Origin of the sequence: Kitasatospora sp. NPDC004723 (assembly GCF_040609255.1) — a bacterium.
Taxonomy (GTDB): Bacteria; Actinomycetota; Actinomycetes; order Streptomycetales; family Streptomycetaceae; genus Kitasatospora.
The window spans coordinates 20,371-41,614 of sequence record NZ_JBEXJT010000055.1 but is presented as its reverse complement, the minus strand read 5'-3'; the positions used below and the strand labels follow the sequence as shown (position 1 = coordinate 41,614).

The following is a 21,244-nucleotide window of genomic DNA, read 5'->3' as shown; positions in this document are numbered from 1 at the left end:
CGGGATCACTCCTGGTCGTGCTTGGCGGGGCCACGGCGCAGCAGGCGACGCGGGGCGAGGCGGGCTTCGATCTTGGCCTTGGCCTGGGAGGTGAGCGAGCGGACCGTGATCTCGTCGACGCCCATCGCCTGGGCGGTGCGCGCCACGGAGTACTTGTTGAGGTAGCGCAGGACGATGACGTCGAACTTCGCGCCCGACAGCTCCAGGACGGCGGCCGCCACCGAGACGCCCACCTCCTCGTCGCTGCGGTCGGCCAGGGCGTCGGCGTGGATGTCGGCGATCAGCGGCTCCGCTTCCCGGCGCACCACGGCGGAGAACACCAGGCGCTCGATCAGCAGGCGGTGCTCGGTGTCGCGGGCCCGCTGGGCCTCGACGGCGCAGCGCAGCGCGGCCCAGGCGTAGGCGTGGGGGTTGGGGTTGGGGTCGGTCAGCACGCGGTCCCAGCGGTCGACGAGGGAGAGGAAGACCTCGTTGACGGTGTGCTGGGCGAGGGTCTGGTCGCCGAGGACGGTGAGGGCGAAGTCGAAGTAGGGCTGGGCGTGGAGTTCCTGGAAGGCGCGGAACGCTATCGGCAGGTCGGTGCGCGGGGTGGTGCCGGCCGCGTCGGTGAAGGACGGCTCGCTCATCACGCCTCCCCCGCCGGCGGAACGCTCGCGCGCGGGCGCGGAGTGCGGTCGGCCTTGCGGAGGAGACCGGCGGCGGGGCGGCAGGGCCTGCCGAGGGGGGTCGTGGGGACGGGGGCGGGGGTGGGCATGGAGCGTTGGGTTCCTTTGCGGACAGGGGGCAGGGAGGCCCGGTGTGACGCTCCGTTGTGTTCGGTGGCCGGAGTCACATTCCGAGGTTTAGAAGCCGACCTGGTGTCAAAACCGACCGATCCCGCCGGATCCCGACACGAACACGCCCGCCCGGCCGCGCGGACGCTTCAAGTAGTGGCGGCCCAACCGGCCCGGCCCGAACAACCCGGCGACCCGCCCGCACGGCCCCCGGACACCGGCCGTCACCGATAGGACCGCCCGAGCCCGCCGCGGACCGGCCGCGGGGCACGACCGCAGGCCGGCCGGGACACCCGCACGAGAACACGGCCGGCCCGCCGGCCCAGCTGCGCAGTTGGATCCGCGCCAACGCCGGCCGCTTCGTCCCCGGCGACCCGGAGGGGTGAGCGGTCGGCTTGATCGTTCGAGAATTCCCGCACTATTTTCGTGCGGAAATAGTCGAACGATTGAAGGTGGTGCCGATGTCGCCGTCACGGGTGTACGAGCATCCCGAGGTTGACGAGATCGCGATCCCGCGGGTGCTCTTCGCGCTGAGCGAGCCGCTGCGGCTGTCGATGGTGCGGGTGCTCGCGGAGCGCGGCGAGGTGGACAGCATCGAACTGGGGCCGGGCCTGCCGCGGTCGACGCTCACGCACCACACCGGCCTGCTGCGCGAATCCGGGGTGGTGTTCGTCCGAGCCGAAGGACGCAAGTGCATGATCCGGCTGCGCCAGGACGACCTGGAGACGCGCTTCCCGGGCCTGATCGGCACGGTCCTCAACGGGTACCAGGAGGCCACTCCCGCCGAGGAGGACGCGTGATCCGCCGCGTCTGGCCCCTTGTCGCGGCCGCGATCGCGCTGGGTGTCGATGCCTACGTCCTCGCCGGAGTGCTGCCCTCGATCGCCGACTCGCTCGCCACGACGGTCGCGGCGGTCGGCCTGGGCGTGACGGGCTTCACCGCGGCGTACGCCCTGGCCGGGCCGTCGCTGTCGGGAACGCTGGTCCGTGGGAGTACCGCCAGGGCGCTGCTGATCGCGCTGGGGGTGTTCAATCTCGGCAATCTCATCACCGCGGTCGCGCCGGGGATCGAGGTCTTCCTCGCCTCGCGGGTGATCGCGGGCGCCGGTGCCGGTGTGCTCACCGCAGTGGCGACCGCGGCCGCCGCCGCGATGGCCGCCGAACACGAACGAGGGCGCGCCATGGCCATGGTGACCTTCGGGCTGTCCACCGGGACGGTCGCCGGAGTGCCGGTCGGGATGGTCATCGGCAACCAGCTGAACTGGCGGTGGACGATGGGCCTGGTCGTCGCCGTCGGCCTCCTCGGCATGGGAGCGCTGGCCGTCAAGGCGCGCACGATCCCCCCACTGCCCGCTTCGCGCGGTCCCGCCTTCGCGGTGCTGAAGTCGTCGAGGACCCTCATCGGGGTCGCTGCCGCGTTCCTCCTCGGCGTGGCCAGCCTCGGGCTCTACACCTACCTGCTGCCCATGGCCGAGGCCCGGGGACTCCAGGGCTGGGGCTTCGCGCTGGTGTGGGCCTGGGGCATCGGCGGAGTCGCCGGCTCCGCCCTGGTCGGCAGGTCTCTGGACGCCCACGGGCCCCGTGCGCTGCTCATCGTCCTGCCCGCCGCGCTGCTCGGGAGCTTCGCCGCCCTCTGGGTCTTCACCTCCCCGGCCGTGTGGCTCGTCGCGGCGGCGTGCTGGGGAGCGGCGGGATGGGCCGGCGTCCCCACCCTGCAGCAGGCCCTGACCGGGGACCGGCCCGAGCAGGCGATGCCGGTCGTCGCGTTCCAGATGGCCGCGATGTACCTCGGCTCCGCCGCGGGCGCCGCCGCGGGCAGCGGTCTGCTCGCCGGCCACGTCGATCCGGGTGATCTGCCCGCCTGGGCGCTGGTGCCCGCGGCTCTGGCCCTGCTCCTCGCCGGGCGGCTCGGCACCGCCGGGCTCCGGCCTCGTGCTCGGCGCCGCATCACGCATCTCGCCTGCGAGGCCGCGGACTGAGGCCTGTCCGACTCCCTGATCCTCCGGCCGCTTCACGGAGCCGGAGGATCAGGCGGGCCGGGGGCGCTCCGGCTCGGTAGCGGCCGCCCCGGCGCAGGCGGGGGTCAGGTGTCCGACGAGGTGTGGGATTCGGTGCCGGAGAGCGCGTCGGTATAGATGCCCGTCATCGCCGTCACGGCCCGTCGGTCCAGGTCCGGGTCCAGGCGGTGCTGGATGTTGATGCCCAGGGTGCCGCCGAGCAGGGCCGCCGAGCAGGGCCGCCGCGACGGTGCCAGCCGGGAGCGCGGCCGCAGCTTCGCGCAGCCGGCTGTGGGCGGCGGGGAAGGCCTCCTTGGCCCACGCGTCCTGCTCCCGCACAGTCGCGGCGCCGGCCTCCAACAGGATCCGCTCGAACGTGAAGGTGGGGCACTGGTCGGTGTGCCAGATCTCGCTGAGGCTCAGGTCCCGCTCGACCGCGGTGATGCGGGCGTTCTCGCGGGCCGGTCCGGCGTGGCAGTCCTCGCACTCGCGGTAGCGGCGGGTGGGACGATCGGCGTGGGCGTCGGTCACAGGACACGTTCCTTCCTGCACGGCGGGCCGGGGGCGGGGCACGGCCCGGGATCGCCCATCCAACGCCCGCTGACCAGCAAGGTCAACACCTTTCACCAGGGAACGGCCGTCACAGGCGGCTGCGCCGCACGACGGGCCGGGCGGACCGGGCCTGTTCGGCGCCGCGCAGTGCGAGGGCTGCGGTGCAGGTGCGCTCCAGCCGGCTCGCGACCTGGCGCAGCGTGGCGGGGTCGACGTGGCGGGCGAGGTCGCGGACGGCCTGGTGGTCGTCGTCGGTCAGCGTGTTCAGGCCGGCGCGGTCCAGGGCGGTGTAGAGGGGTTGGGCGGCGGTGCCCGCGAGCCGACGGTGAGCAGTGTCGGTGGTCTGGCGTGCCTGGTGGGCGGCTTCGCGGGCGCATGCGGCGACGTCGCGGTGGTGGCGTTCACGGCGCGGCGCGTGCTGGAGGGCGGTGTCGTGGTCGGGGTCGTAGCGTTCCGGCCGGGTCGCGACGGCGTGGTCGCGTACGCGCTGCCACTCGGCCAGGGCGTCCGCCGCGGTGGCGAAGGCGCTCTCGTCCCCGGCGTCGGCATGCCGGCCGGCGGGGCGCTCGTCCGCCCGGACCCGGTCCAGGTGCTGCTGGATACTGTCCAGGGCCATCCCGGCCGCTCGGCGGCGGACCCGGCGCGGACCCGGCGGCGGACGGCGCCGAGCAGCCCAGGCTCCTGGTCGTCGTCCCCGTCCTCGTCCTAGGGGAAGGGGGTGCGGGCGGAGTGCTGGGCGAGGGCGGCGTGCAGCGTCGATCCGGCCTGCCAGGCCTCGGCGTGCACAACCGGCTCCGGCACGCCGCCGGGACGGGCGCCGGGGACGATCCGGCCCTCGACCAGGGCCACCCAGCCGTCGAGGCCGTCGACGTCGCACTCGGTCCAGCCGCGGGCCGGGGCGGCGCCGTGGTGCAGGGTGCGGATGCCGTCGTGGCCGGACCAGCGCAGCCATACCGCGCCGCGCACCAGTGGCGAGTCCAGAACCGGGCGTCCCAGGTCCCGATCCGCAGGCGCGGGCCGGCTCCGGGACGGGCCAGCTCCAGCCGCCCGGTCACGGCGGGGTCCGGGTCGGGTCGGGTGGTGTCGGTCATCGCGCGGTGCCTCCGGAAGTCTGGAACAAGGTGCGGACGGCCGTCCCGGCCCGGGTGGGCCGGGACGGCGGGGTCTCGCGGGGCGGGTTCAGCCGGCGACGGTCTCGGTGTGCCGGGTGAGCGCGTCCAGGAGCGCGGCCTGGTGGTCGGTCAGCTTGCCCTCGGTGCGGGCCGCAGCCTGCTTGCGCAGCCAGGCGCCAGGCCGGAACGCCGGGTCGTCGCCGAGGCCGGTGCGATTGGCGGGGCCGGTGAGGGTGCCGCCGGCGGCGAGGTAGGCGAGCAGACGGCGATACGAGCGGTTCCAGTCCGGCTCCAGGCGCCACAGCTCGTCCAGGCCGTCGAGCTTGGCGACCTGGTCCTTGGTGAGGCCCGCGGCCTTGCGCTGGCGGCGCATCCACGCGCCGACCGCGTAGTCGTCCAGCTTCGCGGTCGCGGGGATCGCGAGGTGGCCGTGCCGGCGGTGGAAGGCGGCGGCGTAGGCGGCCCCGCGTTCCCAGGCGTTGGCGTTCTTCGACCAGATCATGCCGAGCGCGTCCAGCTCGCTGACTCGGGCCGGGTCGAGCAGGTGCTGGCCGTTCAGGTGGCGCTGGCGGGTGAGCCAGGAGACCAGCTCGGCGTGCTTCCCCTTGTCGGTGGGGTCGAGGTGGCCGTGCTCGATGTGAAATCTGGCGGCGACGGCGTGCATCCGCTGCCACTCGACCGCACGCGGGTTGAACGCCCGCAGCTTCACGGTCTGCAGGATCCGCGCCGCGTGCTGGCGCGCGTTGATCCGCAGCCACTCGATCGGCGACGCCACCGGGGCCGGCGGCTGCTGTTCCCCCTCGCCGCCGGCCTCGGCGGCCTGGCCCTCGGCGGGCTTGGCCGCGATGGTGTGCGCGGTGCCCTGCGAGCGGTGGGCGCGCAGCTCGGTGATCCGGCCGACCACCCGGGCGTCGTGCGCCGCAAGCGCCCGGAGCACGCGCCAGATCGTGCGGAACGAGCTGGCCTCGATCCCGGCGTCGGCCTCGGCCTTCACGGCCTCGCCGGCATCGTGGACCTCGGCTGGGTCCGCGGCCGCCGTGTCGTCTCCCGCTTCAGGGGTGGGGAGGTAGACCGGGATGACGACCCAGGACACCTTGCCCTGCCGGTGGGACTGGCGCAGCGCGCGGCCGACGGCCTGGACGATGTCGATGACCGAGCTCTTGGGGTCCGCGAAGCAGACGGCATCCACGGCGGCGACGTCGATGCCCTCGGTCAGGAGTCGGCTGTTGCACAGGATGCCGCACTCCTCGCCGTCCTCGCCGGTGTGGGCCTTGAACTCCGTGAACGCGGCGCGACGGTCCTTGAGGCGGTCGGTGCCGGCCACCGCCTTCGCCCAGATCCGCTCCGGGCGGTCCTTGTCCTCCAGCAGCTGGGAGGCCTCCAGCAGGCTGCCGGCGAACTCCCGCGCCCCGGCCACCCGGGAGTGGAACGTGATCACCCGGCGCAGGCCGAGGTCGGCGACCGCGCGCAGCACCGCGATCTGCAGGGCCAGGCGCAGCAGTTCCTCGTTGCTGCGCTGGGAACGCAGGTCGGCGACGGCCGGGAGGTTCAGCAGCTCACGCAAGTCCTCGTCGGTGACCACCGGCACGAGCACCCGGTAGTCGGCGAGGTAGCCGTGCTCGATCCCCTGCCCGAGGGTCCAGGTGAACACGGTCTTGCCGTAGATCTCCTCCGAGTCCATGGAGCAGAGCACGGGCAGCGCCTGGCCGTCGGTGTCGGTGAGGTCGGCCAGGCCGTCCTTCGCACGCCGGTCGTCGGCGATCCGCGGGGTCGCGGTGAAGTACAGCCGGCGCTTCGCCGGGACCTGGTCGTCGGCGTGGATCGCGGCCCACGCCTTGCCCCCCGAACCGGCCGTGCGGTGCGCCTCGTCGATGACCACCAGGTCCCACTCGGGCAGGCCGTACAGCTGGTGGGCCCGGACGATGCGCTCCAGCGAGGCGTAGGTGGCGTACACGGTGACCGGCTGATTGGCCGGGGCGCCGTTGACCAGGTCGGTGATCCGGACGGCCTGCGTGGTCACCTCGGCGTGGATCCGGCCGCCGGCCTCCGCGCTCTCCAGCGCCTCCTCGCGCGAGCACGCCGCCACGGCCAGCCCGCGCCGGCCGCCCCGCAGCGACCAGGCCTCGGCGGTCTGCTCCAGCAGCTCGATCGTCGGCACCAGCACCAGCACCCGGCCCCGAGCGGCCAGACGCCGGGCGCAGCCCGCCGCGATGAGGGTCTTGCCGGAGCCGGTCGCGGCCACGACGGTGGCGCGGCCGCCGTCCTTCACCTCGCGCACCGCGGCCGCCACCGCGTCCTTCTGGAACCAGTGCAGCGGCAAGGGGTTGAGCGCCCCGGTCGGCTGCTGCGGGACCGGCTGAGCGGCTGCGGCGCGGAACGCGGCCGGCACGTCGGCCTCGGTGGCGGTGGTGGTCTCCACGGCAGTGCTTCTCCTTCGGATGCTGAGACGGCGGGGCGGCGCGGGCGGGGTTGTAAGGGGGGCGGGTACGGGCCGGGGGCTATTCGTTGATGAGGACCTGGGTGCTCTGGTGGCCGGTGGGGGTCCAGGTGCGGATCTCCAGGTAGACGATCTCGGCGTCCTCGGTGGCACGGCCGGTCTCCACCAGCCAGGTGAGAACCGCGTGGACGACGTCGCCGTGCGAGGCCGCCACCCTGCGGGACCACTCGGCCGCGGGGAAGCCGCCGGTGGCGGACGAGCCGTAGGTGCGCTCCTCCGTACCGTCCGCGCGCGGCACCACGCCACGCCGAATACCGGGCGAGTCCTGCCTCGAGCCGGCCGACAGCGTGAAGTACCGCGAGCGCATACGCACCGTCAGCGCCACCCGGCCGTCCGCGGCCGCGGCCGCGTGGATCACGTTCGCCAGGTGCGCGGCGCCGGACCTGATGGCCTGCTTTCCGGCGCGGCCGGCCATGCTGCCGCCAGGGGTGCCGATCACGTCCTTGCCCCGCACCCTGGCCTTCTGCCCGGTCCTCGTGCGGCGCCGCTCGACGTTCTCCTGCGCGACCGCACCGAGCGCCTCGGTGTCGCGCTCACCGCCGCGCACCGCCCGCACCACCTGGCGCAGCGCGCCGACGAACGCCGCTCCCTTGCCCTTGGTGAAGAACTGGGACACCAGCGAGGCGTCGCGGCCGAGCATCCCGGCGACCTGGCGCTTGGTGAAGCCCTCGTCGAGCAACTGCTGGGTCAGGCGCGCGGCCTCGTTCGGCTGGTTCGGGTCGGCCGGGCTCACCGGTCACCTCCGGCCGCCTGGTCGGCGGCGAGTTCGGCGCGGCCCAGACCGCGCAGCTTCAGGTATTCCTCCTGGGACTCGGGGTGCTCGATGGGGCCGGTGAGGTGCCCCTTGAGGAGGTAGTCGCCCGGCTCGCCCCGGTACGGCCACGGCTGGCGCTCGGTCAGCGCGATGCCGTCCGTGCCGAAGTAGACGACCGTCCCAGGCTTCGCGTGCAGGGCGCCGGCGTGGCCGATGACTTCCTTGCCCTGGCGGTACTTCATGTCCAGCAGCGCCGCCCGCGCCCCCGACCACACGTACGCCGCCCACTCGGGGTGCGCGTACGGGTCGCGGGAGAAGCCGGCCTGCCGCTGCCAGGTGACCACCTGGTCGTCCTGGCCGAGGATCTCCACCCCGGCCGGCAGCGCCCCGCCGAGCGGGGTGGTGCCGGAGACCAGGCGCGGGCGCTGCGCGAACCCGCCCAGGCCGAACAGCAGCACCGACCGGACGGCGCGGCTGGCGAGGTAGGCCGCCTGCCGCTGGCGCTCGTCGCCATGCAGCTTGGAGAGGTTGGTCAGGTCCGCCCACGCGGCCTTGAGGCGCTTGCCCCACTCGTCCAGCGGCTTGCCGTCCTCGAACAGCAGCCCGCCGAGGACCTCGACCTTCCACGGCATCAGGTGGTTGGACAGCGCGAGGTGGACCTCGGCGCCGCCCGCCCAGGTGGTGAACGTGGCACCCGGTGTGGCCGGGTAGACCCAGGCGCGGTCCCCAGTCACCGGCGCGGGCAGCAGGCCGACGTGATTCCACCCGGCCGGGACGGTGACCCGGACGTTCCAGTGCGAGCAGGACATCAGCGCCTTGACCTGCTCCGCCTCGGTCATCGCGGCGAACGCGGCGGCGGTGATCCGCCGCGGCGTGCCCACCGGCGACTTCCACAGGTGCTTGGCGTAGGCGAAAGTGCGGTCGTACTCGACCAGGGCGGGCAGTTGCTCCGGCACGCGGGGCGGCAGGATCAGCTCGGTACGGCCCTGGCCGCCGGTCGCGTGCAGCAGGCCCCGCAGCTCCTCGGACAGCACCGGGTAGCCGCCCGCCCACTTGCCGGTCGTGGGGATGGTGCGCGACCACAGGTCCCGTCCCGTCTGGCTGGGCGAGCCCATCAGCACCGCGTCGTCCCAGTGGCGGCGCAGCGCCTGCCACAGCAGCCGGAAGGCGTCCCGGCAGGTGACGACGTCGGCGCCGTCCGGGTCGAACCACTCCCCCATGCTGCGGATCTCGGTGGTGGCGCTGTCCGGCGCGGCCGTGGGGGCGTAGCGGCCGACGGGCTGGCGCTGGTGGACGAAGTGCCCGGCCAGCTTGTCCCGGCCGGAGCCGACGGCGGTGGTCCACCGCTCGCTGGGGGTGTTGAGCCAGGCGGCGACCGCGTCCTTGAGCGTGGAGTAGCGCTCGGCGCCGTCGTGCCACGGGGCGCCGGCGGTGATGTAGACCCGCTCGGTGCCGGGCGCGGTGGCCAGCACCGCGTCCAGGATCTCGCCCGGGGTGCGGGCGCCGAGGTCCAGGCGCACCACGCGGTCGCGCACCGCGAGGTCGCCGGTCGCGGCGTCCAGGAACACCGTCGAGCGGGCCTGCTGCGTGAAGTTCGGGCGCTTGGACACCAGGCCCGTGGTGACGGTCTCGAACCGGGCGCCGGCCGGGCCCTCCGGGAGAGTGGGCAGCTCACGCGGACCAGCGGCAGCGACCGGAGCGACCGAGGCGGCCGGGACGACCGGCGCAGCAACGGCCGGGGCGGGCTGCTCGGCGACGGCCTGGTCCTCGACCCCGGTCGGCGCCTCGGTCTCCGGGGCGGCCGGGGCCGGCTGCTCGAGTACAGGGGCCGGGCGGGTCAGCGCCGGGGCGACCGCGACGGCGGGCTCGGCGACCGGCTCGGCCTCCGGGGCCGGGGCAGGTACAGCGGCGGCGGCGGCGGCCTGGTCGTCGGTCTTGGCGGCGCGGACGGCGGCCGGGGTCGGGTCCAGCAGCGGGGCGAGGCGCACGACGTCGCCGACCGACAGCCCGGAGGCCTTCGCGATGGCCGGCGCCTGGGCGCCCTCGTACCCCGCGAGCCCGGCCACGCGGCGCGAGCGCTGGGCGGTGAGCCTGTCCAGCTCCTTCTGCACGGCGGCGACCGTCTTCTCCGCGGCCGTGATCTCGGCGCGCAGCTCGCGCAGACCGGCGAGCTCGGCGGTGTACGTCTTGCGGTCCATCAGGCTTACTCCCCCTCGTCGGCGGTGTCGGTGGTCGGGTTGGTGGTGACGTAGGCGATCGGGCCGCCGGACACGGACGCCAGGCGGGTACCGAGCAGCAGGCCCGCCAGGCGGGCGTCCTCCGGGTCCTGGGGGTCGGCGGCGTTGACGGGGGCGGTGAGGTCGGTCAGGTAGCCGGCCAGCCTGGCCTTCGGGAAGCGGTACCGGCCCGCAGTGCCGGCGGTGCCGTCGGCCTCCCACTCGGTCAGGCCGGTCAGCACCGCGACGACGAACCCGGCGACCGTCACCGGGAGAACGGCGCCGGCCGAGACGCGGGCAGGGTCGCACCGCCACCAGCCGGACAGCGCGGCCAGCAGCTGCGCCTGGTCCAGGCCGGTGCCGAAGCCGATCCACTCGCGGTCCGGCTCGTCGACCTTCGCGGGGGCGTCCGAGCGCAGCACCGCGACCTCGGCCGCGCCGAGCGCGGTCAGGTCGGCGGCGGGCCGGGCCTGCAACTGCTGGAGAGCGGCCAGCGGGAACACCTGCCGGCCCTGCTCGCGCACGCCGGGGACCACGCCGGTGGCCATCAGCTTCTTCACGGTCGGGATCGAGCACCCCAGTGCCGTCCCGGCTTGACCGGTCGTCACGAACACACCCACAACCTCCACGCCTATTCATCTCACTTGAAACGCTAGGGCGACTCTACGCCCTCCCCACCGATCCACGCCTTTTCAGTAAGTCATACAAGCATGCCCGGATGGCTGCACGCCCCCCGTTGCCGGTGCCGAGTGAGACCGTGATCGGTTACCAACCCCGGAAGGAGGTGAAGAAGATGACTCCTCGCCAGCAGAAGGCCGTGGTGATCCTGGGCCCGGCCCTGGTCGGCACCTACGTGCTCGGCAACGCCGCCACGAGCCAGGCCCGCATACTCGGCCTCAGCGGGGCGCAGCTCGCCGCGCTGAGCGCGGGCGTCGCGTTCGCCCCGCGCAACGCCTGAGCACGGCCCGCACGGTCCGGCCCGGTCACCCTCGCGGTGGCCGGGCCGGACCGCTTCCCCGCCCCTACTCGGCGCCGGCCTCCGGGCGCTGGACCGGGCACGCGCCGCAGCAGCCCGGAGCGGTCAGGGTGGCCGGGGCCTTGGGGGTGCGCAGCTTGCGGACGGCGGCCGCGGTGTTCACGGCAGCCGAGGCGGTGGAGAGGACGGAGCCGAAGTTGCGGACGGCGTGGGCGAGCTGGTCGGCCTGCGGGCCTACCGGGTCGACGAGGGCCTCGGCGAGGAACTGCAGAGCGGTCTGAACGGGCGTCATGACGCCCCCCCTTCGGAAGAGGTGTGTTCCTTTACCCCTTCGAGGTGCGCAGAGTCCAACAGACAGGACCCGCGCGCAGAAACGTCTATGGCCTGGGGCGTAGCACCACGATCCGGTACGACGTTTTGGGACTGTTAATGCACGTCGACGCCGGGCGCCGCCGCTGCCTGCCGGGCCCCGAAGACGTCCGGCCGCCGACCGGACGGGGTGCCGTCCCACTCCGCCAGAAGCGTGCGCAGCCGTTCGGCCACCGCCGGCGCCACACCACTGCGCCGCGCCGTGTACCGCAGGTACTCCTCGGCGCCCTGAAGCAGGCCCGAGCGCGGGTACGGCATGGCCATGGCCTTGCGGGTGCCGTAGCCGAGGACGCGGCACCAGGAGTCGCCGTCTCCCCGGTCCGGGTCGTCCCCCTGCACCGGGATGTGCCCCTCGGCGAACTCTCCGGTGGGCTGCTCGCAGGTGCCCCAGCCCTTGTAGAGCGTGCAGTTGTGGCACGCCAGGACGCCCCGCATCGCCTGGTAGCGGCGCTGCCACTCGGCGTCCAGGGCCCAGACGTCATCGGCCAGCGCGATCGGCCTGCTGCACAGGCCGCACCGGATGCGGAACGAGGGGACGGGCATAGGGACGGACTCCTGCCGCTCGGCACGGGCCGGGCGGCCGGGCTGTGTACGGGCCCGGCCGCCCGAGGGCTTCACCGTGCTGCGCCCGATCCGGTGGGGGTGTCCGGGCCGGGCGGTGTGGAGCAGGCGCAGCCGCGCGCCCTGGTCGGGGCGCTCGGCGGGTCCAACGAGCAGCCGGTCGGTCGGCAACGGGGTCGGCCGGCGGCGGCTCAGGCTCGCCTGGCTGTCGTGGATCGGGTGGATGGTGCCGGTGTGGTGGTCAGGGCCGGCGGTGGCGGCCGGGGCCGGTCGCCACCGCGGTCGTCGGTGGTTCGTCGGTGGTTCGTCGGTGAGGGCGATCGCCACCCAGTCGTGCCCGTCCCACGCCTGAATCAGCCGCGGGGCGGTGAGCCGGCAGTGACAGTCCGCTTCGATAGCCTGCGGCGGTGGCTGATGATTCGTTGAAGTTCCTGATCGATGCCGATCACGGGCAGTTCTATGTCCAAGATCTTGAGCCCTATGACGCGTGGATGGCTGAACACGCAACGGACCCGAACCTCCCGCCAGCCGGCTGGACCGAGGAAGCGGTCCACGTTCACCGCATCGGGGTGGAACCGCACGCGATCTCCGTCGGCACCGCGCGGGACGACATGGTCGAATCGCTGATCACCGTCCACGCGTCCACGCCCGTGGTCGAGCCGACGGCTGAGCACATCGTGGAGGTGGACCTGGCTGCCCCGACTGGCCAACTCGCCGTTTCCAGTCCAGGGGTCCACCCGGAGGACGGGCCAAGTATCACCGTCCCCGCAGGGCTGTTGCGAGTCCGGGTCTCCTACATCCCCTCTGACCCACCGGCCGGCGACACCAACGGCGGCCCCGGCGATCACTTTCTCTACCGGATCGACCTCTGGCCCACCGGCCAGGCGCGCGAGCTGGCCGTCCTCAAGCAGGGACCGAACCCCTGGGCCGGATAGCCCCTCCCCGCCGTCGACTATGCCGAGCAGAGCAGCCGTCACGCTGCCCACGATCATGCCCGCCCAAATCCTTCTCCGCATAGTCGCGGTCTCGGCATAGGTCAACCCATGCGGATATCGGCATAGATCGACGAGCTGGGCTACATGGAACTCGACCGCCGCGGCGCCGAACTGCTACTCCAGGTGCCGACCGAACGGGAGGAGAAGAACAGCGTCGCCATCGCCTCAAACGAGTCGTTCGCCAAAGCGCACATGTTCCGGCGAACGTGTGCGAGGTGGCACCGAAAGTCAACGGGTTCAGGCTGGAGATTCGGCTCCGCTGACGACTGCGGCGGCGGTCAGCGCCACGAGGTTCTGGGTCCAGCAGTCTGACTGCTTGGTGGCGACATCGGCGCCGCAGGCTACGCAGACAAGATTGGGACCATCCTGGCCATCGAGTCCGCAGCAACCGTTGCGGCGCCCGTGGTCCGGGTGCGGAGCCGTTCCCGGTACGTCGTCGGGATGCAGGATGAAGAGACTGGCGTCCTGGCTGATCGCATAGGTGCCACGGGCCATCCGCGGAGGGGCGATCCGATGGCCGGACCGCTGGTCGGTGTCTCGCGAGGGCCGTGCTTTCTTGAGATCTCCGGTGAGTGGATGCCGGCAGTTCGCGCAGGTGAAGAGTGTCACCAGGACATTCTGCCGGTCCAGGGCAGCACCAGCCGGGGGAATTCCTCCGAGCCATGGGAGCCGACCGGCATCGACGTGGTCGGCGAGGCCCTCGATGACCGGGAGCGGGCCGGGGCGTTCCCGCCAGGCGGCGCGCCCTTGCAGTTCGGGGTGGAGCCGGTCCCAGCTCTGGGCGTGGGCCGCGCCGACGACAACCTCCACCTCGCCGACCAACTCCTCACCGGCCTCGACCCGCGCGCCACCACCCTCACCACCCGCATCGCCGCCCTCATCCGGGACGCCGGCACCCCCGGCGACACCATCCCCGAACACGCCGACGCCCTGGACGCCGAGGTCCGCGCCTCCGGCGTACGCGCCGCCCGCACCACCCTCGCCCTCGCCCTGTGCTTCCACCACGCCGTCCTCGACGACCCCGACAACCAAGCCGCCCTCGCGACCGCGATCCGCGACCTCGCCCACCTCACCCGCGACCGCGACCACGCCTACCCGCGAACGTCGTACGGTCAAACTTTCTTCTGCTGTTCCTTCCACCATGCCAGTTGCTCCGAGGGGCCCCACTCGTTGTCCCGGGCCAGCTTGCCCAGCGACCGGGCAGCTTCGAGCGGCATGATCTTCTTCCGCACCAGGTCCTGTGCCCCGGGGCCAGGTGGGTGAGGAGAACGCGCTGGGTGACCCATCCGTCGACCCGCTCGACGTGCTGGGCTACGGCGCCGCGGTTGGAGCCGAACTCGGCAACGAGCGCTCGGACGGCGTACGCCTCTTCGATGGGGTTGAAGTTCTGCCGGTCGACGGTCTCGGAGACCACGGCCTCCATGAACACCTTGTGGTCCTTGGCCAGGCTGTCATCGACGACGCAGTTCAGGATGGGGTTGCCAGCGGCGGCGGCGCCGCGGTACCGACGCTCACTGGTGACGAGAACGTAGTCTACATCGCCAATCTTCTCGGCGTGGTCGGACCTTGCGGGGGATGAGGACCCGGTTCGAGACAGTCGACCAGGCACCGAACTCGCGCGGCGTCTCCCGCCACTGCGCGCTCGTCCTGAAGCGCCAGATCACACCCTCGAACTGCTGCCGCAGCCGCTCGGGGTACGGGCCGTACTCGCCGATCGGCACGTACGGACCGATGAACTCCCGCTCGGCATCCGATAGTTGCGCTCGCGTCACGCAACATGGTCTACCGGATCAGGACCTGCCCACGCAGCCATCTTGCTCACGAGACGCTCCGCGCTCCCCCGCCGCGTCACCCCGATGGCTCGACGAAGCCGGACTCGTACGCGGCGATCACTGCCTGGGTGCGGTCCCGCGCGCCGAGCTTCGCCAGCACGCTGCTCACGTGGGTCTTCACCGTCTGCACGCCGAGGTACAGCCGTTCGGCGATCTCGCCGTTGGTCAGGCCGCTGGCCATCAGCCGCAGCACCTCGGCCTCGCGCTCGGTCAGCGCCGCCCGGGCCATGGTGTCGCGCGCGGCCGGGTTGCCCCGCCCCGCGGCGAGGCGGCGGAGCGCGGCCGGGAACAGCAGTGATTCGCCGGCCGCGACCAGCCGCACCGCATGGGCGATCTCGACCGGGCGGGAGCGCTTGAGCAGGAAGCCGTCCGCGCCCGCGCGCAGCGCCTGGTAGACGTAGTCGTCGTTCTCGAAGGTGGTGACGACCAGGACCTTGGGCGGCTGCTCGCCGGGCGAGCCGGACCGGAGGAGTTCGCGGGTCGCCGCCAGGCCGTCCATGGTGGGCATCCGGACGTCCATCAGCACCACATGCGGGCGCAGCGCCCGGGCCAGCGCCACCGCCTCGGCGCCGTCGCCGGCCTCGCCGGCCACTCTCAGGTCACCCTGCGCCTCCAGGACGGCCCGCAGCCCGGCCCGGACCAGCTCCTCGTCGTCGGCGAGCAGAATGTCGATCATCACGTGCCCAAGCGTAGGGGCATCTGTACGGCCAGCACCCACTCGCCGGACTCGGGACCGGCCGTGGCCTCGCCGCCGAGCAGCGCAGCACGCTCGCGGATGCCGCGGAGTCCCTTGCCGCCCTTGCGCTGTGCCGTGCCGCCGGAACGGGACGCGCTCCCGGTGGGAGGCGGCACGCCGCCGGTCTGCGCCGCGTTGGCGCAGCGGATCTCCAACTGCCCGTCCCGGACGGTGATCCGGATGCCGATCGGCTCGCCGGGCGCGTACTTGAGCGCGTTGGTGACGCCCTCCTGGACGATCCGGTAGGACTCGTGGGAGAGCACCCTGGGCAGTTTGCCGGGTGGCACGTCGATCCACGCCTCGACCAGACTGCCGGCCGCTCGCACGGCGTCGAAGAAGTCGGGCAGTTGCTCGACGCCGGGGCGCTCGGTGGCCGCGCCGTCGGTGGCCTCGCGCAGCAGGACGAGGGTGCGTTCGAGGTCCTCCATGGCCTGGCGTCCGGTTTCCTCGATGACTTCGAGCGCTTTGGCAACGAACGCCTGGTCGTCGACCTCGCGCGCCGCGCCGGCCTGGAGGACGGTCACGGTCAGTGCGTGGCCGATGGAGTCGTGCAGCTCGCGGGCCAGCCGGTTGCGCTCCAGAAGCTGTTCGGCCCGCAACTCGGCTTCGACCAGTCGCTCCTCCCGGGACGGTCCCAGCAGCCTTACCGCCATGGCGAGTTGGAGACGGCCCGCCCAGACCATCAGCCAGAGGTAGCCGAAAAGCAGCAGTGGCACCACGGGCAGGTACCAGAACGATCTGTCCACGGGGGCCAGTTGGACACCGACCAGGATGGTCTGGGGGGCGATCAGGAGGCTATAGAAGAGGGTGAGCGTGAACACCGAGACGAGCCCGGCCGCCGAGCCGAGTGCGATCCGTCCGATCAACCAGAGTGCCGTGCGCCGCCGGTCGGCCCACGTGCGGGCGGGCTCGGCGGCGATGTCCTCCGCCCGGTCGGGGACCAGCAGCAGGCGCGCCTGGATGCCCTCGGCCTGTCGGGCCGCGGGCAGCATGGCGATCAGCGTGAGCAGCACGACGTCCACCGCCACGCTCGGCACCAGGACCTCGGTGAGGCTCTTGTGGTACGTCCCGGGGTAGATCATCAGGACGACGCCCGCGAAGATCCACCCGATCAGCAGGTGCAGCCAGCGGGCGTACGTGGCGCCGGCCAGCAGCGGTGCGAGGATTCTGGGCACTCGGTCATCCTGTCAGACCGGCGCTGGTCCGGCCGTTCTCCCGCGGCCTCCGGCGACTCGCCTCCCTCTCGGGAGGGAGGCGAGTCCACTCCGCGGCGGGATCCGGCGGAGCGGCCCACCCTGGTCGAATGAGGTCGTCGATGGTGGACAGCCGTAAGTGGAGGGCAGTACGACCGTGATCGAGCTCCAGGGCCTCACCAAGGAGTACGACGGGAAGCGCGTGGTCGACGACCTCTCCTTCGAGGTCCGGCCCGGGGTTGTGACCGGCTTCCTCGGCCCGAACGGTGCGGGGAAGAGCACCACCATGCGGATGGTCCTCGGGCTGGACCGGCCCACTGCCGGACGCGCCCTGATCGACGGCCGCCCGTACATCGAGCTGACCGATCCGCTTCGGCGGGTCGGCGCGCTGCTGGACGCCCAGGCCCTGCACGGCGGCCGGACCGCGCACGGCCACCTGCGCTGGATCGCAGCGAGCAACGGTCTCCCGGACCGCCGGGTGGACGAGGCGCTCGCCCAGGTCGGCCTGGCCGACGCGGCCGGCCGCCGGATCCGCGGCTTCTCGCTCGGCATGCGCCAGCGCCTCGGCGTGGCCGCCGCCCTGATCGGCGACCCGCCGGTGCTGATGCTGGACGAACCGGTGAACGGCCTGGACCCGCAGGGCATCCGCTGGATCCGCACCCTACTGCGCGAACTGGCCGCCGAGGGCCGGGCGGTGCTGGTCTCCTCCCATCTGATGACCGAAATGGCCCTCACCGCCGACCACTTGGTGGTGATCGGCCGCGGCCGGCTGCTGGCGGACGCCGCCACCAGCGAGTTCATCGACCGCCACGGCCGCACCCGGATCCGGGTGCGCGGGGTGGACTCGGCGAAGCTGGCCGCCCTGCTCACCGGCGACGCCCTGCGGGAACTGGGCGACGGAACGGCCACCGCCGAGCCCGCGGAGGACGGAGCCTGGGAGGTGACGGGCGCCGCGTCCGAGGAGATCGCAGCGCTCGCGGCCGAGCGCAGGGTGGTGTTGTTCGAGATCGCCGTCCAGCAGGACTCTCTGGAGGAGGCGTTCATGCGGATGACCGCCGACAGCGTCGAGTACCGGGCGGAGGCGACGGCGTGAGCGCACCTCACGGGATCGCGCCCGGGCCTGTCCCCGTCCTCCGTTCTTTCACCTTCGCCCTGCGCGCCGAGCGGATCAAGCTGGCCACCCTCCGCTCGCTCTGGCTCCCCCCTGTGCTCGCCCTGCTGTTCACCGCAGGCGTCACCACCGCGGTCGGCGCCGCCCTCGGTGGTACGGAGCACCACCTCACCGACGACCCGGGCGTCGGCGTCCACTACGGCCTCACCTTCGGTCAGGCCGCGATCGCTTGCTTCGGGGTCCTGCTGATCGGGCAGGAGTTCAACACCCGGATGATCGATGTCTCGCTCGTCGCCGTCCCACGGCCCGGGCAACTGTACGGAGCCAAGGTGGTTCTCGGCGCGCTGGTTGCCCTCGGCGTCGGTGCGGGCGGTACGGCGGGTGCCTTCGCCGGGTACGCGGCCACCGTCCCGGGCGACTGGGAGGGCCCCGCGTTCGCTCGCAGTGCCACCGCCGGCGTGCTGTACCCCGTCCTGTTGGTGGTGTTCTGTCTCGGTGTGACGACGATGCTCGGCAACCTCACCGCCGCCCTGGGCGTGCTGGTACCGACCGTCTTCCTGCTCTCGCCACTGCTCGGCGGTGTGTCCGGGGCGCGGCAGGTGGTGCAGTTCCTGCCCGACCGGGCCGGCCAGTACGCGCTCCACTACGCCGACGACCCGCAGATCGCGTACGGGCACTGGACCGGTCTGCTGATCATGGCGCTCTGGACGGGCGCGGCGGCGTACGGCGGCCTGCTCGCACTGCGCCGTGCGCGCTGACCGCTCGGCGAACGCCCGACGCGTCCGAGCCGCCTCTCCGGACCACCCCCGTGGGATGCCGTCCCCTCTTGGGAAGCGAGAAACCGATGACCATGGCACATGTCCTACGCGCCGAACGGATCAAGTTCGTCACCCTGCCTTCCCAATGGACCGCCCCGCTGGTCGCCCTGGTGCTGAACGTCGGCATCTCCGCCGCTCTCGGCGCCGCGGCCGGACAAGGCGGGCTGTCCGGCAAGGACCCGGCCAGCACGATCTACTACGGCCTCAACTTCGGCCATGTGGCCATCGCCTGCCTGGGGATCCTGTTGATCGGGCAGGAGTTCAACACCCGGATGATCAGCGTGTCGCTCACCGTCATCCCCCGGCGCGGGCACCTGTACCTCGCGAAGCTGCTGCTCGGCGCAGGGCTTGGGCTGTTGCTCGGGCTGGTCTCAACCGGCGTATCGTTCCTCGCCGTTGGTGCGACGGCCGGCCTGGATTTCGGCACCCCGGGGCTGGCGCGGAGCTTCGTGGCGGGCGTGCTCTACCACCCGCTGATGGTGGTGCTGTGCCTTGGCCTGACCTCCATGCTGGGCAACTTCACTGCCGCGCTCGGCCTGCTCACGCCCATGGTCTTCCTGGGCACCACCTGGCTGGCCGCGATTCCCGGCGTGCGCGAGGCCGGCCAGTTCCTGCCCGACCGGGGCGGTCTCTACGCGATGCGCTTGCAGACCGAGGCCGGCGTCCACTACGGGCACTGGACCGGTCTGCTGATCATGGCGCTCTGGACGGTCGCCGCGGCGTTCGGTGGCCTGCGGGCGATGCGGCGATACGACGCCTCCTCGAAGTAGACGTCCTGACCAGGGAGAAGCCCACCGATCCCCGCTTCCCCTGCCGCCACCTCCTCGCTCGAATCCCGCACGCGAATCCATGGCGAACCCCGGGTCGGGCCTCTGACCTGGGGTTCTTCCGCTTGTTCAGCTGCGGGATCGTTCGTCAGCCATCGACGGTGCGGTGACTACGTCAGCGGAGCGATTGTGGCCGGTGCACGGCGATCGACCTTGCCGTTCGTGGTACGCGGCAGCTCCGGCAGGACGTGCACAAGTCGACGATCGAATGCCGCGGCAGCTGCCCGGCGCAGTGGCGCTTGATGTCGATCAGTGAGGGCTCGTCGTCGCCGCTGCACACCGGGAAGGCCACGAGAGTGGCGTGCGGCAGGTGCGCCCGCAGCCGCCGCAATGGCCCCGCTCACCGTGGGGAGCCGGAATACCGGGCCGACCGCCCCAAGGTGATCACCCAGCTGATTCTCGTGGCCCCCGACGATGGCAGCCCGGCACGGCCGCGACACCCGGAAGAATTAGGGGTAGTCACGTGTTCAAGCGCCCCGCAATGCCGCGCCCGCCGCCGAGCACCACGGGAAGCGCGCATCGCACCGCGGCTTCGGCCAGCAGGCGGTCGGGCCCGGCCGGTACAACCGCAGTCCGGGCCGCCGGTGCCTGGACCAGGAGCGCCCAGGTGGTTCCCGGGGCGGCACCGAGGTGCATGGTGTCCAAGTCAGCCCTCCCCGGGCTCGGGCGCGGCGTGCGGCACCGTCAGGGTGGTCACTGCGCGCTGACGACCGACCAGACTTCCTCCAGCAGGACCGAGTGCTCTTCCCCGTACGTGGCCACGGCCGCGAAGACGGCATCCACTGATGCCCGGAGCGGGTCCGGCGCGGCGGCGCCGAGCAGCGCGGGCAGGGCCATGTGCGGCTGCGACACCCGCTGCGGCGGGTCGGGCACCGTGGCGGTACCCGCCGTGGAGTAGATCACGGTCCCGGTGGACCGGGCGTTCTCGGACGGCACCGCCAGGCCGACCGTGTGGCGCGGAGCGCGCGGGTCGCCGGCCAGGGCGTCCCACATGCGCGCGGGATCGTCGAACGGCGGCGGCAGCGGCCTGCCTTCGGTGAGGGCGGTGAGCGCGCCGGCGACCCAGTCGAGATCCGCGAGGCCGGCCGCCGTGCACGCCCGCCGGGCGGCGAGCAGCGCCACCTGCCGCTGGACCCGCGGGCCGGCGGCGTCCAGCGCGTGCACCAGGGACGCGTCGAAGGCCAGCAGGCCGTGGACGTTGCCGCCGACACCGCGCAGGGCCTGGCTCGGTACGGTTCCGCCCCACTGCCACCGTTCGAGTTCCTCCCGCCGCTGCCGGGCGGCGGCGTCCTGTGCGTGCCGTTCCTGCGCGCGCTCCTGCTCGGTGGGAGGGGGCGGGAGCCGGCGGGCGTAGTCGTGCCAGTGGGCCGCTGCCTCGGCGGTCTGCCGCAGGACGCGCGCCGGCCCCGGCGGGGCGGGCCAGAACTGCAGGAGGTACCGGTCCACGTGCGGCTCGCCGGCGAGCCTGGTGTCCCGTCCTCGGCCCGCGTCCATGCCGTGCGCGCAGTACCGCACCCGGTAGTCGCGCTCCCCCAGGTCCAGCTCCCAGGAGGCCTCGCCCGCCCACTGCATCAGCCTGCTGCGGTGCGAGGCCGGGCGGAAGGAGACCTCGACGACGTCCTCCCAGACCGGATCCGGCGCCGGCGCCGCGTCGTGCACCTCGACGGTGAACCGGACACTGCCGGTATGCAGACCGGTCACCAGAAAGAGCGCACCGGGGATCGCCGCGCCGCACAGCCCCGCGTCCTGGCCCGCGAACGCCTCCGCCAGACCGGGGCCGACACTGTCGGGATCACTCTCGACATAGATCTGCCCGTAGTGGACATGCACCTCACCGTCGACCGGCCTGCGCACCGCCATGACCCTTATCCCTCCCCGAAGACCCGCTCCCCCACGGGCATGCACGGGAAGCGTACAAAGCACCAC

22 protein-coding genes and 2 pseudogenes are annotated in these 21,244 nt (G+C 72.9%); 10 read left to right on the top strand and 14 right to left on the bottom strand.

The features are described from left to right. Window positions 1–5: 5 nt before the first annotated feature. Complete coding sequence (locus ABZW10_RS33960) at window positions 6–626, bottom strand: sigma-70 family RNA polymerase sigma factor (RefSeq protein WP_355373938.1); 621 nt, start codon at window positions 624–626, stop codon at window positions 6–8. Between the two features lie 608 nt (window positions 627–1,234). On the opposite strand from ABZW10_RS33960, the gene ABZW10_RS33955 reads away from it, so the two are divergent. Further along, window positions 1,235–1,573: a helix-turn-helix transcriptional regulator gene (locus ABZW10_RS33955; RefSeq protein ID WP_355373936.1), complete on the top strand. Its 339-nt coding sequence runs from the start codon at window positions 1,235–1,237 to the stop codon at window positions 1,571–1,573. Continuing rightward, a complete protein-coding gene (locus tag ABZW10_RS33950; RefSeq protein ID WP_355373933.1) occupies window positions 1,570–2,751 on the top strand; it encodes an MFS transporter in 1,182 nt (393 codons plus the stop codon). Before ABZW10_RS33955 ends, ABZW10_RS33950 begins: the two co-directional genes overlap by 4 nt. Window positions 2,752–3,409: 658 nt before the next feature. On the opposite strand, the gene ABZW10_RS33945 is transcribed toward ABZW10_RS33950, so the two are convergent. From ABZW10_RS33945 to ABZW10_RS33920, 6 genes are all read right to left on the bottom strand, one after another. Continuing rightward, window positions 3,410–3,937 (bottom strand): hypothetical protein, encoded by a 528-nt coding sequence (locus ABZW10_RS33945; protein ID WP_355373930.1) that lies wholly within the window; start codon window positions 3,935–3,937, stop codon window positions 3,410–3,412. Window positions 3,938–4,026: 89 nt separating this feature from the next. Beyond that, on the bottom strand, window positions 4,027–4,287 hold the full coding sequence (locus tag ABZW10_RS33940) for a hypothetical protein (protein WP_355373927.1): 261 nt from the start codon (window positions 4,285–4,287) through the stop codon (window positions 4,027–4,029). Window positions 4,288–4,500: 213 nt separating this feature from the next. After that, window positions 4,501–6,852, bottom strand: a complete 2,352-nt coding sequence (locus tag ABZW10_RS33935; RefSeq protein WP_355373924.1) for a Helicase associated domain protein — start codon at window positions 6,850–6,852, stop codon at window positions 4,501–4,503. Between the two features lie 79 nt (window positions 6,853–6,931). Beyond that, a complete protein-coding gene (locus ABZW10_RS33930) occupies window positions 6,932–7,663 on the bottom strand; it encodes a helix-turn-helix domain containing protein (RefSeq protein WP_355373921.1) in 732 nt (243 codons plus the stop codon). Further along, window positions 7,660–9,882, bottom strand: a complete 2,223-nt coding sequence (locus tag ABZW10_RS33925; RefSeq protein WP_355373918.1) for a hypothetical protein — start codon at window positions 9,880–9,882, stop codon at window positions 7,660–7,662. Before ABZW10_RS33925 ends, ABZW10_RS33930 begins: the two co-directional genes overlap by 4 nt. A gap of 5 nt (window positions 9,883–9,887) precedes the next feature. After that, a complete protein-coding gene (locus ABZW10_RS33920) occupies window positions 9,888–10,508 on the bottom strand; it encodes a DNA-binding protein (protein ID WP_355373915.1) in 621 nt (206 codons plus the stop codon). A gap of 185 nt (window positions 10,509–10,693) precedes the next feature. Between ABZW10_RS33920 and ABZW10_RS33915 the strand changes: the two genes are divergently transcribed. Next, a complete protein-coding gene (locus tag ABZW10_RS33915; RefSeq protein ID WP_355373913.1) occupies window positions 10,694–10,858 on the top strand; it encodes a hypothetical protein in 165 nt (54 codons plus the stop codon). Between the two features lie 64 nt (window positions 10,859–10,922). Here ABZW10_RS33915 and ABZW10_RS33910 read toward each other — a convergent pair whose 3' ends face one another. Continuing rightward, window positions 10,923–11,168: a hypothetical protein gene (locus ABZW10_RS33910; protein ID WP_355373910.1), complete on the bottom strand. Its 246-nt coding sequence runs from the start codon at window positions 11,166–11,168 to the stop codon at window positions 10,923–10,925. Window positions 11,169–11,302: 134 nt separating this feature from the next. Further along, on the bottom strand, window positions 11,303–12,133 hold the full coding sequence (locus ABZW10_RS33905; RefSeq protein ID WP_355373907.1) for a hypothetical protein: 831 nt from the start codon (window positions 12,131–12,133) through the stop codon (window positions 11,303–11,305). 80 nt (window positions 12,134–12,213) lie between these two features. Here ABZW10_RS33905 and ABZW10_RS33900 point away from each other — a divergent pair, with 80 nt between their 5' ends. Continuing rightward, on the top strand, window positions 12,214–12,741 hold the full coding sequence (locus ABZW10_RS33900; RefSeq protein ID WP_355373904.1) for a hypothetical protein: 528 nt from the start codon (window positions 12,214–12,216) through the stop codon (window positions 12,739–12,741). Between the two features lie 126 nt (window positions 12,742–12,867). Continuing rightward, a pseudogene (locus ABZW10_RS33895) lies at window positions 12,868–12,981 on the top strand (ATP-binding protein); the annotation flags it as partial. A gap of 57 nt (window positions 12,982–13,038) precedes the next feature. Here ABZW10_RS33895 and ABZW10_RS33890 read toward each other — a convergent pair. After that, on the bottom strand, window positions 13,039–13,611 hold the full coding sequence (locus ABZW10_RS33890; RefSeq protein ID WP_355373969.1) for a hypothetical protein: 573 nt from the start codon (window positions 13,609–13,611) through the stop codon (window positions 13,039–13,041). On the opposite strand from ABZW10_RS33890, the gene ABZW10_RS33885 reads away from it, so the two are divergent. Then, complete coding sequence (locus ABZW10_RS33885) at window positions 13,585–14,064, top strand: hypothetical protein (RefSeq protein ID WP_355373901.1); 480 nt, start codon at window positions 13,585–13,587, stop codon at window positions 14,062–14,064. The two genes, ABZW10_RS33890 and ABZW10_RS33885, sit on opposite strands and share 27 nt — an antisense overlap. Next, the gene (locus ABZW10_RS33880) at window positions 14,057–14,380 is read left to right on the top strand and encodes a hypothetical protein (RefSeq protein ID WP_355373966.1); all 324 of its coding nucleotides are present in this window, start codon (window positions 14,057–14,059) and stop codon (window positions 14,378–14,380) included. Before ABZW10_RS33885 ends, ABZW10_RS33880 begins: the two co-directional genes overlap by 8 nt. 13 nt (window positions 14,381–14,393) lie before the next feature. On the opposite strand, the pseudogene ABZW10_RS33875 reads toward ABZW10_RS33880, so the two are convergent. The 3 genes and pseudogenes from ABZW10_RS33875 to ABZW10_RS33865 form a co-directional block, all read right to left on the bottom strand. Further along, a pseudogene (locus ABZW10_RS33875) lies at window positions 14,394–14,573 on the bottom strand (transposase); the annotation flags it as partial. 76 nt (window positions 14,574–14,649) lie between these two features. Continuing rightward, window positions 14,650–15,312 carry a response regulator transcription factor gene (locus tag ABZW10_RS33870; protein ID WP_355373898.1) on the bottom strand — a complete coding sequence of 221 codons (663 nt, stop codon included), beginning with the start codon at window positions 15,310–15,312 and terminating at the stop codon, window positions 14,650–14,652. Then, window positions 15,309–16,544: a histidine kinase gene (locus tag ABZW10_RS33865; RefSeq protein WP_355373895.1), complete on the bottom strand. Its 1,236-nt coding sequence runs from the start codon at window positions 16,542–16,544 to the stop codon at window positions 15,309–15,311. The genes ABZW10_RS33870 and ABZW10_RS33865 overlap by 4 nt, the downstream gene beginning before the upstream one ends. A gap of 175 nt (window positions 16,545–16,719) precedes the next feature. Between ABZW10_RS33865 and ABZW10_RS33860 the strand changes: the two genes are divergently transcribed. The 3 genes from ABZW10_RS33860 (at window position 16,720) to ABZW10_RS33850 (ending at window position 19,261) form a co-directional block, all read left to right on the top strand. After that, entirely contained in the window at window positions 16,720–17,655 is a 936-nt protein-coding gene (locus ABZW10_RS33860; protein ID WP_355373963.1) for an ABC transporter ATP-binding protein, read from the top strand. Beyond that, entirely contained in the window at window positions 17,652–18,431 is a 780-nt protein-coding gene (locus tag ABZW10_RS33855; RefSeq protein ID WP_355373893.1) for a hypothetical protein, read from the top strand. The genes ABZW10_RS33860 and ABZW10_RS33855 overlap by 4 nt, the downstream gene beginning before the upstream one ends. Before the next feature lie 86 nt (window positions 18,432–18,517). Continuing rightward, the gene (locus ABZW10_RS33850; RefSeq protein ID WP_355373890.1) at window positions 18,518–19,261 is read left to right on the top strand and encodes a hypothetical protein; all 744 of its coding nucleotides are present in this window, start codon (window positions 18,518–18,520) and stop codon (window positions 19,259–19,261) included. A gap of 750 nt (window positions 19,262–20,011) precedes the next feature. On the opposite strand, the gene ABZW10_RS33845 is transcribed toward ABZW10_RS33850, so the two are convergent. Next, window positions 20,012–21,178: a hypothetical protein gene (locus ABZW10_RS33845; RefSeq protein WP_355373887.1), complete on the bottom strand. Its 1,167-nt coding sequence runs from the start codon at window positions 21,176–21,178 to the stop codon at window positions 20,012–20,014. Between the last annotated feature and the right edge of the window lie 66 nt (window positions 21,179–21,244).